The sequence below is a fragment of the Actinoplanes couchii genome, assembly GCF_016862075.1.
In the GTDB taxonomy this organism is placed as follows: domain Bacteria; phylum Actinomycetota; class Actinomycetes; order Mycobacteriales; family Micromonosporaceae; genus Actinoplanes; species Actinoplanes couchii.
The window spans coordinates 15,078-29,589 of record NZ_BOMG01000023.1 but is presented as its reverse complement, the minus strand read 5'-3'; the positions used below and the strand labels follow the sequence as shown (position 1 = coordinate 29,589).

10 protein-coding genes are annotated in these 14,512 nt (G+C 70.6%); 5 read left to right on the top strand and 5 right to left on the bottom strand.

What is annotated here, in order from left to right:
• Positions 1-30: 30 nt before the first annotated feature.
• Positions 31-3,636 (top strand): methionine synthase, encoded by a 3,606-nt coding sequence (gene metH / locus Aco03nite_RS05225; RefSeq protein WP_203793570.1) that lies wholly within the window; start codon positions 31-33, stop codon positions 3,634-3,636.
• A gap of 347 nt (positions 3,637-3,983) precedes the next feature.
• On the top strand, positions 3,984-5,168 hold the full coding sequence (locus tag Aco03nite_RS05220; RefSeq protein WP_203793562.1) for a zinc-dependent alcohol dehydrogenase: 1,185 nt from the start codon (positions 3,984-3,986) through the stop codon (positions 5,166-5,168).
• On the opposite strand, the gene Aco03nite_RS05215 is transcribed toward Aco03nite_RS05220, so the two are convergent.
• Entirely contained in the window at positions 5,165-5,983 is an 819-nt protein-coding gene (locus tag Aco03nite_RS05215) for a metal-dependent hydrolase (protein ID WP_203793560.1), read from the bottom strand. The genes Aco03nite_RS05220 and Aco03nite_RS05215 overlap by 4 nt on opposite strands.
• Before the next feature lie 112 nt (positions 5,984-6,095).
• A complete protein-coding gene (locus Aco03nite_RS05210; protein WP_203793558.1) occupies positions 6,096-6,524 on the bottom strand; it encodes a DUF1707 SHOCT-like domain-containing protein in 429 nt (142 codons plus the stop codon).
• Positions 6,525-6,785: 261 nt separating this feature from the next.
• On the opposite strand from Aco03nite_RS05210, the gene Aco03nite_RS53990 reads away from it, so the two are divergent.
• Together Aco03nite_RS53990 and Aco03nite_RS05200 are read left to right on the top strand one after the other, a co-directional pair.
• Complete coding sequence (locus Aco03nite_RS53990; protein ID WP_203793556.1) at positions 6,786-8,162, top strand: sensor histidine kinase; 1,377 nt, start codon at positions 6,786-6,788, stop codon at positions 8,160-8,162.
• Entirely contained in the window at positions 8,159-8,836 is a 678-nt protein-coding gene (locus Aco03nite_RS05200) for a response regulator (RefSeq protein WP_203793554.1), read from the top strand. The genes Aco03nite_RS53990 and Aco03nite_RS05200 overlap by 4 nt, the downstream gene beginning before the upstream one ends.
• A 9-nt stretch (positions 8,837-8,845) precedes the next feature.
• On the opposite strand, the gene Aco03nite_RS05195 is transcribed toward Aco03nite_RS05200, so the two are convergent.
• Entirely contained in the window at positions 8,846-9,340 is a 495-nt protein-coding gene (locus tag Aco03nite_RS05195) for an NUDIX hydrolase (protein ID WP_203793552.1), read from the bottom strand.
• Between the two features lie 168 nt (positions 9,341-9,508).
• Between Aco03nite_RS05195 and Aco03nite_RS05190 the strand changes: the two genes are divergently transcribed.
• On the top strand, positions 9,509-12,121 hold the full coding sequence (locus Aco03nite_RS05190) for an MGH1-like glycoside hydrolase domain-containing protein (protein WP_239144928.1): 2,613 nt from the start codon (positions 9,509-9,511) through the stop codon (positions 12,119-12,121).
• Positions 12,122-12,124: 3 nt separating this feature from the next.
• Here the strand turns inward: Aco03nite_RS05190 and Aco03nite_RS05185 are convergent, their stop codons facing one another.
• Both Aco03nite_RS05185 and Aco03nite_RS05180 read right to left on the bottom strand, forming a co-directional pair.
• Positions 12,125-12,415, bottom strand: a complete 291-nt coding sequence (locus tag Aco03nite_RS05185; protein ID WP_203793548.1) for a hypothetical protein — start codon at positions 12,413-12,415, stop codon at positions 12,125-12,127.
• 162 nt (positions 12,416-12,577) lie between these two features.
• Positions 12,578-14,380 (bottom strand): anthranilate synthase family protein, encoded by a 1,803-nt coding sequence (locus Aco03nite_RS05180; RefSeq protein WP_203793546.1) that lies wholly within the window; start codon positions 14,378-14,380, stop codon positions 12,578-12,580.
• Positions 14,381-14,512 lie beyond the last annotated feature (132 nt).

Below are 14,512 nucleotides of genomic sequence, written 5' to 3'. Positions count from 1 at the left end.
GCGCCTCCGACTTCACTCGGAGGTGTGCCCATGACCGATTCCGTCACCCAGTTGCGTGACCTGCTGGCCGAGCGGGTCCTGGTCCTCGACGGGGCCTGGGGCACGATGCTCCAGGGTGCCAAGCTCGCCCCGGCCGACTATCGCGGTGATCTGATCCCCGATGATCATCCGAAGGACGTCACCGGCGACCCCGACCTGCTGATCCTGACCCGGCCGGACGTGATCCTCGACGTCCACCGGCAGTACCTCGCGGCCGGCGCCGACGTCACCACCACCAACACGTTCACCGCGACCGGGATCGCGCAGGCCGACTACGGCCTGGAGCACCTGGTGCGGGACATGAACGTGCAGGGCGCCCGGCTGGCCCGGCAGGCCGCCGAGGAGGCGACCGCGCGGGACGGGCGGCCGCGGTTCGTGGCCGGGTCGGTCGGCCCGCTGAACGTGACGCTGTCGCTGTCGCCGAAGGTCGAGGACCCGGCGTACCGCGCGGTCACCTACGACCAGGTCAAGGCCACCTACGCGGAGCAGATGTCGGCTCTGGCCGAGGGCGGCGTCGACCTCTTCATGATCGAGACCATCTTCGACACGTTGAACGCCAAGGCGGCGATCGCGGCGGCCCGGGAGGTGGCGCCGGAGATCCCGCTGTGGATCTCGGTGACGATCGTCGACCTGTCCGGCCGCACCCTGTCCGGCCAGACCGTGGAGGCCTTCTGGCGCTCGGTGGAGCGGGCGAAACCGCTCGTCGTCGGGGTGAACTGCGCGCTGGGCGCGGCCGAGGCCCGCCCGCACGTGGCCGACCTGGCCCGGTTCTCCGACACCTTCGTCGCCGCCCACCCGAACGCCGGTCTGCCCAACGCGTTCGGCGGCTACGACCAGCTGCCCGCCGAGACCGGTGAGCTGCTCGCCGGGTTCGCCGCGGACGGGCTGGTCAACATCGTCGGCGGTTGCTGCGGCACCACCCCGGCGCACATCGCGGCGATCGCCGAGTCGGTCCGGGGCGCCGCCCCGCGGGTGATCGCGCCGCCCGCGCCGACCACCCGGTTCAGCGGCCTGGAGCCGTTCGCGATCGGCCCGGACACCGGCTTCGTGATGATCGGTGAGCGGACCAACGTCACCGGCTCGGCCAAGTTCCGCCGCCTGATCGAGGCCGACGACCACCAGGCCGCCGTCGACGTGGCCCTGGAGCAGGTCCGCGGCGGCGCCAACCTGCTCGACGTGAACATGGACGCCGACCTGCTCGACAGCGAGCAGGCGATGGTCACGTTCCTGAACCTGATCGCGACCGAGCCCGAGGTGGCCCGGATCCCGATCATGATCGACAGCTCGAAGTGGTCCGTACTCGAAGCCGGCCTGAAATGTGTCCAGGGCAAGGGCGTGGTCAACTCGATCAGCCTGAAGGAGGGCCCCGAGGTCTTCCTGGAGCACGCCCGGCAGATCCGGGCGTTCGGCGCCGGGGCCGTGGTGATGGCCTTCGACGAGCAGGGCCAGGCCGACACCACCGAGCGCAAGGTGGCGATCTGCGGGCGGGCCTACGACCTGCTCGTCGAGGACGGGTTCGACCCGACCGACATCATCTTCGACCCGAACGTGCTCGCGGTCGCCACCGGCATCGCCGAGCACAACGGGTACGCGAAGAACTTCATCGACGCCCTCCCGCTGATCAAGGAGCGCTGCCCCGGGGCCCGTACCAGCGGCGGCATCTCGAACCTGTCCTTCGCCTTCCGGGGCAACGACATCGTCCGCGAGGCGATGCACTCGGCGTTCCTGTTCTATGCGGTCAAGGCCGGCCTGGACATGGGCATCGTCAACGCCGGCCAGCTCGCGGTCTACCAGGACATCCCCGCCGACCTGCTCGAACTCGTCGAGGACGTGATCTTCGACCGGCGTGAGGACGCCACCGACCGGCTGGTCACGTTCGCGTCCACGGTCACCGGCTCGGGCGCCAAGCGCGAGGTCGACCTGTCCTGGCGGGATGCCCCGGTCGAGAAGCGGCTCAGCCACGCCCTGGTGCACGGCATCGTCGACTTCATCGAGGCGGACACCGAGGAGGCCCGGCAGACCCTGCCCCGGCCGCTGGACGTCATCGAGGGCCCGCTGATGGACGGCATGAGCGTCGTCGGCGACCTGTTCGGCTCCGGCAAGATGTTCCTGCCGCAGGTGGTCAAGAGCGCCCGCGTGATGAAGCGGTCGGTCGCCTACCTGCTGCCGTACATGGAGGACGAGAAGGAGGCCGCCGGCGGTCGCGGCCAGGGCAAGGTCGTCCTCGCCACGGTCAAGGGCGACGTCCACGACATCGGCAAGAACATCGTCGGCGTGGTCCTCGGCTGCAACAACTACGACGTCGTCGACCTGGGCGTGATGGTCCCGGCGGCGAAGATCCTGGACACCGCGATCGCCGAGGGCGCCGACGCGATCGGGCTGTCCGGGCTGATCACCCCGTCGCTGGACGAGATGGTCGCGGTCGGCGCCGAGATGCAGCGTCGCGGCCTGACCATCCCGCTGCTGATCGGCGGGGCGACGACCTCCAAGCAGCACACGGCGGTCCGGATCGCGCCCGCGTACGAGTCGCCGACCGTGCACGTGCTGGACGCCTCCCGGGTCGTCGGTGTGGTCTCCGACCTGCTCGACCCGGAGCGCGCGAAGAAGCTCGACGAGTCCAACCGGGCCGACCAGGAGCGCCTGCGGATCCAGCACGAGCAGCGGCACGCCACCCCGCTGCTGAGCGTGGCGGCGGCGCGGGCCAACCGGGAGACCGTCGACTTCAGCGAAATCCCCCGACCCTCGTTCACCGGCGTACGCGAGGTCGCGCCCACCATCGCCGAACTGCGCGCCATGATCGACTGGCAGTTCCTGTTCCTGGCGTGGGAGCTCAAGGGCAAGTACCCGGCGATCCTGGACCAGCCGGTCGCCCGGGAGCTGTTCGACGACGCCAACACGATGCTGGACCAGATCATCGCCGAGGGCTCGTTCCAGGCGCGTGGCGTCTACGGGTTCTGGCCGGCGCACTCCGACGGCGACGACATCGTGCTGGACGGCGGCGGATCGTTCCCGATGCTGCGGCAGCAGACCGAGAAACCGGCCGGGCGTGCCAACCGGTGCCTCGCCGACTACATCGCGCCCGTCGGCGCGGGCGACCACCTGGGCGGGTTCGCGGTGGCCATCCACGGCGCCGACAAGCTGGCCGCCAAGTGGGAGGCCGAGCACGACGACTACCGGGCCATCATGGTCAAGGCGCTGGCTGACCGGCTGGCCGAAGCGTTCGCCGAATATCTGCACCTCAAGGCCCGCCGGGAGTGGTTCGAGCCGGACGCCAAGCCGGTCCTGGCCGACCTGCACGCCGAACGGTACCGGGGCATCCGGCCGGCCCTCGGCTACCCGGCCTGCCCGGACCACAGCGAGAAGCGTGACCTGTTCGAGCTGCTCGGCACGTCCGCGATCGGGGTGCACCTGACCGAGTCGTTCGCGATGATGCCGGCCGCCGCGGTCAGCGGCCTGATCTTCGCGCACCCGGAGGCCAAGTACTTCACCGTCGGCCGGCTCGGCAAGGACCAGATCGAGGACTACGCGGTACGCCGGGGCGTCCCGGTCGACGAGGTGGAGCGCTGGCTGCGCCCCAACCTCGCCTACCAGATCTGACCGCTGAGCTCGCTCGTCACCTCGACGCGCGCGACCACGACGCCCGGAAGCGGGCGCGGGCGGGCAAGGCGCTCGCCGAGGTCGCCGACGACGATCCGCGTGTCGAGCCGCGGATCCGGGCCCCGGCCCGGGATCCGGACGGTGCCGTGCGGGCCGCTGTCCTCAGTGGCCCGGCCACCGTCGGTGACCGGTCCGGCATCGGGTCGCCACCACCGGCACCTGATGCCGGAGCCGGGCGAGGTGCCGGCCGCGCTCGACGCCGACCCGAGCGGTCACGTCCGGGAAGCGGTCCGCCAGCGGCCCCGGCGGGTCGTTTCAGCGGCCGTCCTCCGGGCATCCGCGAACGTATGCGCGCACTCACCTGGCAGGGCACCGGCAAGGTTTCGGTGGAGACGGTCCCGGATCCGAAGATCGAGGAGCCGACCGACGCGATCATCAAGGTCACGTCGACGGCGATCTGCGGGTCGGATCTGCATCTGTACGACGTACTCGGCATGTATCTCGAAAAAGGCGACATCCTGGGGCACGAGCCGATGGGAATCGTCGAGGAGGTCGGACCCGAAGTCACCCACATTCGTCCCGGCGACCGGGTGGTGGTGCCGTTCAACATCTCGTGCGGTCACTGCTGGATGTGCTCGCGCGGCTTCTACGCCCAGTGCGAGACCACGCAGACGAAGTCCCAGGGCACCGGGGCCTCACTGTTCGGCTACACGAAGCTGTACGGCCAGGTGCCGGGTGGGCAGGCCGAGTACCTGCGGGTGCCACAGGCCCACTTCGGGCCGATCCGGGTGCCGGCCGGCCATCCCGACGAACGCTACCTGTTCCTCTCCGACGTGCTCACCACATCATGGCAGGCGGTGAAGTACGCCGACGTCGAGCCCGGTGACACCGTTCTCGTCACCGGGCTCGGGCCGATCGGGCAGATGTCGGCCCGGATCGCCCGGCACCTCGGCGCCGAGCGGGTCATCGCCGTCGACAACGTCCCGGAACGACTCGCGATGGCGGAGCGCAACGGCATTCAGACCATCGACATGCGTACGGTGAAGGATGTCCCGGAGGCCGTGCGGGAACTGACCCGGGGCCGTGGCGCCGACCGGGTGATCGAGGCCGTCGGCATGGAGGCGCACGGATCGCCGGTGCAGTCGGCCGCGATGAAGGTCGCCGGGATGTTGCCCGACCCGCTCGCCCGTAAGGCCACCGAGACCATCGGGGTGGACCGGATGGCCGCCCTGGAGACGGCGTTCGGCGCGGTCCGGCGGGCCGGCACGATCTCGATCATCGGCGTGTACGGGGGCAACGCCGACCCGTTCCCGATGATGGATCTCTTCGACAAGGGTGTCACGCTGCGGATGGGGCAGGCGCACGTGAAGCGCTGGGTCGACGAGATCATGCCGTTGCTGACCGGGCTCGACGACCCGCTGGGTGTGGATGACCTGGTCACCCACACCGTTCCGTTGGAGGAGGCGCCGGCCGCCTACGACATGTTCAAGAAGAAGGACGACGGCTGTATCAAGGTCGTCCTCAAGCCTTAGGACTTGAAGAACTCCGAGTTCAGTCTCTCCAGCACGCTGGGGATGAACAGGCCGGCGATCGACAGCAGTGAGATCACCGTGAAGGCGGTGCGCAGGACGACCACCTCGACCTTGCCGCCGACCTTCACGGCCATGCTGTTCGGGATGCCGACCATCATCCACATGCGACGTTTGATCGGGATCGGCCAGAGGATCGGCACACCGTTCTTGGTGATCATGTCGCCGAGGATGTGCACGAAACAGCCGACGCCGACGGCCATGCCCAGCAGCGGATAACCGCGGTCACCGGACAGGTTCGCGGCGGTGAACCAGGCGATCACCGCCGACGCCAGGGTCACGATCACCCAGCCGGCCCGCTCCGCCCACTTGTCGAACAGGCCGCGCAGCGCCAGACCGGACATGATGAAGACGATGGCGACCACCGCCCACTCGCCGTACTTCGCCGCGAGCGTGGTCGTGCCCCAGCCGATCAGGAAGCAGAACGGGAGGGTGTGGGTGAACGTGCGGTGCCCGTTGTTGCGCCGCGGATCCTTGCTCAGCTTGGTGGCCGTGTAGACGCCGAGGGAGAACTTCTCCACCACCTCGGCCACGAACAGCGACGCCACCCCGAACGTCCGGGCGACCGTCGCGCCACCCTGGTTCTTCGTCACCTTGCCGGACATGTCCAGGTCGGGAAGGAGCGCGCCACCCGCACAGATCGCCGTGCCGACCGCCACCTCCAGCGGCGACTGGCTCACGTTGGCGAACTGGTACAGCGCCCAACTGCCGGCCAGCCAGGCGGCCGACCCCGAGAGCGCGTGCGACGGACCCATCATCTGCGTTGTCCCTCCCCGAACAAAACTCGGCAACTGTCGCAGAGCCCGGGATGAAGATCAACGTCTGTGGGAGCGTGTCGCGCGTGGGGTCGGCCACCCGACAGTCCATCGATCAGTGCCGGTGACCGTGGCCGAACGTGTACCCGGGGCGCCATCGGCCGTACCGCATGTGCTTGACGAAGCCGATGACCAGGAACGCGATCGGGAACACCGGCCAGAAGAAGGTGGCGCCGGAGAGCACCCACAGTCCGGTCAGGACACCGGCCGCGATCAGGAGGAAACTCGCATGCCGGGACAGCGCGCGGCGTTTCTCGGCGAGGGCCTGTGGCGTCCGGGCCAGCGCCTGCCGGCCACCGCCCGGCAGATCCCGGGTGAGCACCGACAGTTCGTCGGCGAACTTCGCGGCGTACGCGGCGGCCAGCCGCTCCTCGCCCTCGTTCAGGTCCAGCCGGCCCTCGGCGGTGGCGGCCCGCAGGATCTCGGCGACCTGCTCCCGCTCGGCGTCGGAGGTGCGCAGACGGGTCGTCGTCGTGATCGGCATGGTGTGCTCCTCTGGCTCCGGGTCCGTCACGTCGTCCGCCGTCGTGACGTCCACCCTGGTGATGTCCTCCAGAGTGGCCGTCCGCCGGGGTCACGCGCGTCCGTCCGGGGAGGCATCCGTCCGGCGCATTCCGCGCCGCTTTCCTGCTTTCCGGTACGCCCGGCGGAGTACGCGCCGCACGCCGGATCATCCCCGGGTCGTAGCGGGGGACCCGACCCTGCTCCGATGCCGGGGCGCCGGCCGGTGACGTACGTTCGGCCCATGAGGTATTCCGGCGATCACGCCCCGTGGTCCGCGCCGCGGTGGCGTGCGTCGTCCGTCCCGTGGGCCGCGTCGCGGGGTGAGGGGGACGAGCCGGTGTCCGGGCCGCCCTGGGCGCGGCGCAAGCGGCGGCACTCCGACTGGCCACCCGGCGCGGCGATCGTCGCGACGATCTTCCACCTGGCCGGCACCCGTCAGCTGGCCGAGCGCGGCGGCGCCCACCTGGCGCTCACCCCGGCGGCCGTCGCCCTGCTGCTGATCGGGCCGCTCGCGCTGCTCTGGCGCCGGCGTTTCCCGGTGCCGGTCTTCGTGGTGTCCGCGACGGCGTCCCTGGTCGTCGCGATCTACAGCTCACCGCACTGGATGTACGCGGTGGCCCCCGGGATGGCCCTGTTCCACCTGGCCAGACTGGGCCGCCGGACCACCGCCGCGATCGCCGCCGCCGTCACCTGGACCGTGTGGGCCTCGACGACGGTGCTCCTGGCCGGCCCACTGGGCCTGGATCCCTCGATCAGTCCCGGCCCGCGCGAGCTGATGCTGGGCGCGGCGGCGATGGCCGGCACGGTGCTGCTGGGCACGGTGTCGAAGGCCCGGGGCGAGCATCTGGCGGCGCTGACCAGGGCGAGGGAGGAACAGCGCCGGGCCCAGGCCGAACAGAAACGCCGCCAGGAGTCCGAGGAACGCCTGCGGATGGCCCAGGAGCTGCACGACGTCCTGGGTCACCACCTGTCCCTGATCAATGTGCAGGCGGGGGTGGGTCTGCACCTGATGGACAACCGTCCCGAGCAGGCCCGGGAGGCCCTGACCGCGATCAAGACCGCCAGCGCCGAGGCGTTGCGCGAGGTCCGATCGGTCCTGGCCGTGCTGCGCACCGAGGGCGAGCCGGCCCCTCGGGAGCCGTCCCCCGGCCTGGACCGCCTGCCGGCGCTGACGACGGACGCGGGTTTCCCGGTGACCACCCACATCGAGGGCGACCCACGTCCACTGCCGCCGGAGGTGGACCGGGCCGCTTACCGGATAGCCCAGGAGGCCCTGACGAACGTCCGCCGTCACGCGGCGCCGTCCCCGTCGGTCCGGGTGGAACTGACCTACGCCCCGGCCACCCTGACCCTGCGGATCACCGACACCCCGCTCCCGGGTTCGCCCGCCCGCGCCGCCGGGAGAAGTCCCGGGAGCGGCAACGGCATCACCGGCATGCGGGCGAGGGCGGAGAGCCTCGGCGGTCACGTCGCCGCGGGCCCGCTCCCGTCCGGCGGCTTCCAGGTCACCGCGACGCTGCCGGCGCCGAGGACGGGGACCGGTGATCCGGACGGTGGCGGTGCGGACGGTGGCGGTGCGGAGGGGAAGGTCCGGTCGGGGATGGCGGAGGAGCGATGATCACGGTGGTGCTGGCTGACGATCAGGTGCTGGTCCGGGCCGGGTTCCGGGCTCTGCTCGACGCCGAGCCGGACATCGACGTGATCGGGGAGGCGGGGGACGGGCTGCGGGCCGTGGAGGTGGTCCGGGCGGTGCGGCCCGACGTGGTGCTGATGGACATCCGGATGCCGGGGGTGGACGGGCTGGAGGCCACCCGGCGGATCGCCGCCGATCCGGAGCTGGGCGGTACCCGGGTGGTCATCCTCACCACCTTCGAACTCGACGAGTACGTGTTCGAGGCGCTGCGTACCGGGGCGTCCGGGTTCCTGGTGAAGGACACCGAGCCGGTGGATCTGCTGCGGGGCATCCGGGCCGTGGCGGGCGGGGACGCCCTGCTGTCGCCCAGCGTGACGCGGCGGGTGATCGGGTCGTTCGTGGCCTCGGCGGCGCGGGGGCGCCGACCGGAGCCGCCCCGCGAGCTGGACCAGCTCACCGACCGCGAACGCGAGGTGATGGTGCTGGTCGCCGAAGGCCTCTCCAACGACGAGATCGCCGCCCGCCTGGTGATCAGTCCGGCCACCGCGAAGACCCACGTCAGCCGCACGATGATCAAGCTGGGCGCCCGGGACCGCGCCCAGCTCGTCGTCCAGGCCTACGAGGCCGGCCTGATCCGTCCCGGGTGGCTGGCCGGTTGAAACCTGCCGTCACATCCCGGCGATCATCCGGTCGCCGGGGGCGGCGAACCAGGCGGGGCCCTCCTCGGGCAGGGCCGTGCGGATACGGTGCAGGGCGTAGGGGTTCAGGTCCGGCAGGGCGTCCAGTGCGAACCAGCCGACCGCCAGGGACTCGCTGTCGTTGACCCGGGCCTCGCCGCCGGTCGCCCGGCAGCGGAACCAGGAGTTGACCATGTGGCACAGGTCGCCGTTCGGATAGGTGACCTCGTGCAGGGCCACCCCGGCCAGGCGCTGGATCTCCACCTGGATCGAGGTCTCCTCCGCCACCTCCCGGACCAGGGTGTCGGCCGGTTGTTCGCCGGGGTCCATCATTCCGGCCACCAGGGTCCACAGGCCGTTGTCGCTGCGCTGGGCGAGCAGGATCTCCTCGCGGTCGTTGAAGATCACCGCGGACACCGTCGGGAACATGAGCAGACCGGAGCCGACCTTGCCGCGCAGTTCGGTCACGTATTCAGAAGCTGGCACTCCGCGAGCCTAGATTCCGCGGTCGAGCGAGCGGCCCGGTCCGGGGAAACACGACCGGCGGCAGGAGCCCGGCCCCGGATCGCCGGGAGGCTTACACGTTCGACACATCGGCGTGACACTCTCAGGGGTGATCGACTGTGGGAGGCGATCGCGGAGGTGAGGACGGACTTGTCGGAGCGGGTACGGCTGGGTCAGGCGGATTCCGGGGAGCAACCGTGGCGGGCCTGGGGCCCCTACCTCGCCGAGCGCGCGTGGGGGACGGTCCGGGAGGACTACAGCGAGCACGGCACCGCCTGGGACTACTTCCCGCACGACCACGCCCGGTCCCGGGCGTACCGCTGGAACGAGGACGGCATGGGCGGCCTCTGCGACGACCGGCAGACGTTCGCCTTCGCCCTGGCGCTGTGGAACGGGCGCGATCCGATCCTGAAGGAGCGGATGTTCGGCCTCGGCGGCGACGGCGGCAACCACGGCGAGGACGCCAAGGACTACTGGTGGTACCAGGACTCCACCCCCACCCACTCCTGGATGCGCTGGCGCTACCACTACCCGCAGGCCCCCTTCCCGTACGACGAACTGGTCCGGGTCAACGGGCAGCGCTCCCGGGAACAGGGCGAGTACGAGCTGGTCGACACCGGGATCTTCGACGACGACAGGTTCTGGGCGGTCACCGTCGACTACGCCAAGGCGAGCCCGACCGACGTGTGCATCGCGATCACCGTCAGCAACCGCGGCCCCGACCCGGCGGTGCTGCACGTGCTGCCGACGCTGTGGTTCCGCAACACCTGGGCGTGGGGCCTGCCGAACCGGGAGGTGCCGTCGATGACCGGCGTCCCGGGGCGGCTGGCGGGCCGGCACCGCTCGCTCGGCCACCTCACCCTGGACGGGCAGGGCGCGCCGACCGCGCTGATGTGCGACAACGAGACGAACTCGCAGCGGCTGTGGGGCCTGCCGGGGCGCAGCCCGTACCCGAAGGACGGGATCAACGACCACCTGATCCACCGGTCACCGACCGTGAACCCGGCCGGCACCGGCACCAAGGGCGCGTTGCATTACCGCCTGTGGATGGGGTCGGGCGAAACCCGTACCATCAGATTGCGGTTGACCCGCAGTGACCAGCAGTTGCCTCCCGCGGACCTGGGGGACGGCTGGGCCGAGGTGGTCCGGGCCCGGCAGGCGGAGGCCGGCGAGTTCTTCGACGAGATGCTGCCGGCGGCCGCGACCGCCGCCGAGAAGGATGTCGCCCGCCAGGCGGTGGCCGGGCTGATGTGGGGCAAGCAGTTCTACCACTTCGACGTGAAGCAGTGGCTGCACGGCGACCCGGGCACCTCGCCACCGCCACCGGGCCGGCGCTACGGGCGCAACAACGGCTGGTGGCACATGAACAGCTTCGACGTGATCAGCATGCCCGATCCGTGGGAGTACCCCTGGTACGCGGCCTGGGACCTGGCGTTCCACTGTGTCAGCATCGCCCGCGTCGACCCGGGTTTCGCCAAGTCGCAGCTCCTGCTGCTGCTCCGCGAGTGGTACATGCACCCCAACGGGCAGATCCCGGCGTACGAGTGGTCGTTCTCGGACGTGAACCCACCCGTACACGCGTGGGCCGCCCTGCAGGTCTTCAAGATCGACGGCGGGCGCGATTTCGACTTCCTGTCCCGGGTGATGCACAAGCTGCTGCTCAATTTCACCTGGTGGGTGAACCGCAAGGACGTCGGTGGCAACAACGTGTTCGAGGGCGGCTTCCTCGGGCTGGACAACGTCGGCCCGTTCGACAGATCGGCGGCGCTGCCGGTCGCCGGTGTGCTGGAACAGTCGGACGGCACCGGGTGGATGGCGATGTACGCCCTCAACCTGCTCGACATGGCGATCCTCCTGGCGCTGCACGACCGGGCCTACGAGGACATGGCCACCAAGTTCCTCGAGCACTTCACGTACATCGCGGAGGCCGCCTACCAGCAGGGGCTGTGGGACGAGGAGGACAGCTTCTTCTACGACGTGCTGCGCCTGCCGGACGGCCACAAGGTGCCGCTCAAGGCCCGCTCCATCGTCGGCCTGCTGCCGCTCGCGGCCACCACCCGGCTCACCTCGGAGACCCTCAACCGGCTGCCCGAGATCAACGCCCGGGTCCGCTGGATGCTGCACCACCGGGGCGAGTTCGGTGACGTGATCAGCGCCCGGCGGCTCGGCGGCGCGGACCGGCGCCAGCAGCGCCTGCTCTCCATGGTCGGCCAGGATCAACTTCTGCGGATCCTGGCCAGGTTGCTGGACCCCGAGGAGTTCCTTTCCCCGTACGGGTTACGCACCCTGTCCCGGGCCCATTTGGAGAAGCCGTTCACGGTGTCGCTGGGCGGCTCGGACTTCACCGTCGGTTACGAGCCGGCGGAGAGCACCAGCGGCCTGTTCGGCGGCAACAGCAACTGGCGCGGGCCGGTCTGGATGCCGGTGAACTACCTGCTCGTGCAGGCGCTGCGGGAGTTCGCCGAGTTCTACGGCGACGACCTGAAGGCGGAGTACCCGACCGGAGCCCAGCACAAGGCCGGTCTCGCCGAGATCGCCGACGACCTGTCCCGCCGGCTGATCGGGCTGTTCGTGCCGGACGGGACCGGGCGGCGGCCGATCTACGGAGCCACCGCCCTGTTCCAGGACCATCCGGACTGGAAGGACCTGGTCGTCTTCCCCGAGTACTTCAACGGCGACGACGGGGCCGGTCTCGGCGCGTGGCACCAGACCGGCTGGACCGCCCTGGTCGTCGACCTGATCTTCAATCTGCGCCGGGGTTAGGACCTAGTTGGCCTGGGTCGGGGAGTCGGACCGGGCGACGATCACCTCGGCCACCTGGTGCAACTGCGCCTTGTCGGGCTGGAAACCGGCGGCGATGTCCGGGTGCAGCCCGGCCTTCGTCCGGTCCAGCAACTCCGAGGTGACCTGTTCGACGTTCTCCCCGGAGTAGTGCTGCTCGACCTTGGTGGTCGCGGCCTGCAGGGCGGAGCTGAGCTGCTCCTCCAGCGGGCCGCGCAGCTTCTGCTCCACCGGGGACAGCGCGCTCGGGTCGAGGGTGACATGCGGCTCGGACATGATTCGCCTCCGATGGTGGTCAGCGACACGATGACGGCCAGCCGATACCCGGACAACGGGCGCCGGTAAACCCGGTTCACCCCGGCGACGGATGGGGAGCGGAAACGGGCCGGTGGCCCAAGGTGAGGCTCTCGATCACCTTGGACCACCGACACTGTCTCGCTACCCGCTAATCGCCGGGCTAACCACCCCGGACAGCAACGGCGGCAGAAGTTCCCGGAGAACGTCCACGCCGTCCCGGCTCAGCACCGACTCGGGGTGGAACTGGACCCCGGCGAAACCCGGCCCGCGCAGGGCGTGCACGGTGCCGTCGGCCGGGTCGACGGCCAGCTCGACCGGGCCGTACCGGGTGTCCGAGGGGCCGGCCGCGGCGGCGAAACTGGAGTAGAAACCGACCCGGCGGACCGTGCCGAACAGGTCCACCTCACGGGCCAGCCCCTGGTACGGCGACTCCCGGCGGATCAGCGGCAGACCCAGCACCGAGGCGAGGATCTGCTGCCCGAGACAGACCGCGAACAACGGCCGTCCCGCCTCCAGGGCCGCCGTGACCAGCGCGTGCAGTCGCGCCATCTTCGGGTCGCCGCCGTCCGACGGGTCACCCGGGCCGGGGCCGACCACGAGCAGGTCGGCGTCGAGCGACGCCGGCAGGGCGTTCCACGGGGCGAGCGTCACGGTCAGGCCGAGAGCCTTGAGCTGGTGGGCGAGCATCGCGGTGAAGGTGTCCTCGGCGTCCACGATCAGCGCGTGCCGGCCGGCCAGGGCGGCCACCGTCAGGGCGCCGAGGGCGCGGGAGTCGAGCCAGAACCGGGCCAGTTCGTCGTTGCGGGCGGCCAGGATCGACTGCACCTCGGGGGTGAGCATGGTTCCGCGTACCGCAGCAGCTGTGGAAGGAACCGCGCCCAGCGCGGACAGCACGCCGGCCGCCTTCGTGTGGGTCTCGGCGACCTCGCCCGCCGCCGTGGAGTGCCGGACCAGGGTGGCGCCGACCGGCACCCGCAGGCAGCCGTCCGGGGTGATCTCGGCGGTCCGGATCAGGATCGGCGCGTCCAGGGTCTGCCGGCCGTCCACGTCGTGGTCGAGCAGCGCGAGGACACCGGCGTAGTAGCGACGGCCGCGGCGTTCGTGGCGGGCGATGACCCGGCAGGCGTTCTCGATCGGGCTGCCGGTGACGGTCGGCGCGAACATCGTCTCCCGCAGCACCTCCCGCACGTCCCGGGAACCCCGCCCGGCGAGCAGGTACTCGGTGTGGGTGAGGCGGGACATCTCCTTCAGGTACGGCCCGGCCACCTGACCGCCGTGCTCGGCGACGGTGGCCATCATCTTCAGCTCCTCGTCGAGGACCATGTACAGCTCCTCGATCTCCTTGGGGTCACGGAGGAAGTCGAGGATGTCGCCGGAGCCGTTGCGGAAGGTTCCGCTGATCGGGTTCATCATGGTGATCCCGTCCTGCACGCTGACGTGCCGTTCCGGGGTGGCGCCGACCAGGATCCGGTTGCCGGTGTCGACCAGGAACGTCCAGTAGGTGCCCTGCTCACCGGCGAGCAGCCGCCCGAACGCGGCCCGCGCGGCGGCCGGCACGTCCCCGTCGACGGTCGCCCGGTAGACCCGGTGGATGACGAAGTTGGCGCCCGCCCCGTGCCCGATCTCGTCGCGGAGCACCTCCTCGACCACCGCGCCGTACTCGTCGTCGGACAGGTCGAAACCGCCGTCACGCAGGGTCAGCTCACCGGGCGGGAAGGCGCTCAGCGGCTCGGTCGTGACCGACCGGACCAGCAGGCACTCCAGCGGAGCCGCGTCGTCGACGCAGTCGAAACCACGTTCGGTGATCTGCCGGTACGGGATGACCGCGAGCACCGGGGTGCCCGGTTCGAGCGGGATGTCGTCGAGCCGGGCGACCGTGACGACGTCGCCGGTGAGCACCTCGACGTGGTCGGCGCCGTCGCGGTGCAGCAGGGCGTAGGGCATGTGGTCCTCTTTCCGGAAAAGAAGAGGGCCGCCCACCGAGAACGCCGAACGGCCGCCTCGGGGAGGCGGCCGCGGTGTCACACGCGCGAGAGGGGGCCGCCGGTCAGGCGGGCCACCACTTGGTCAACTGTG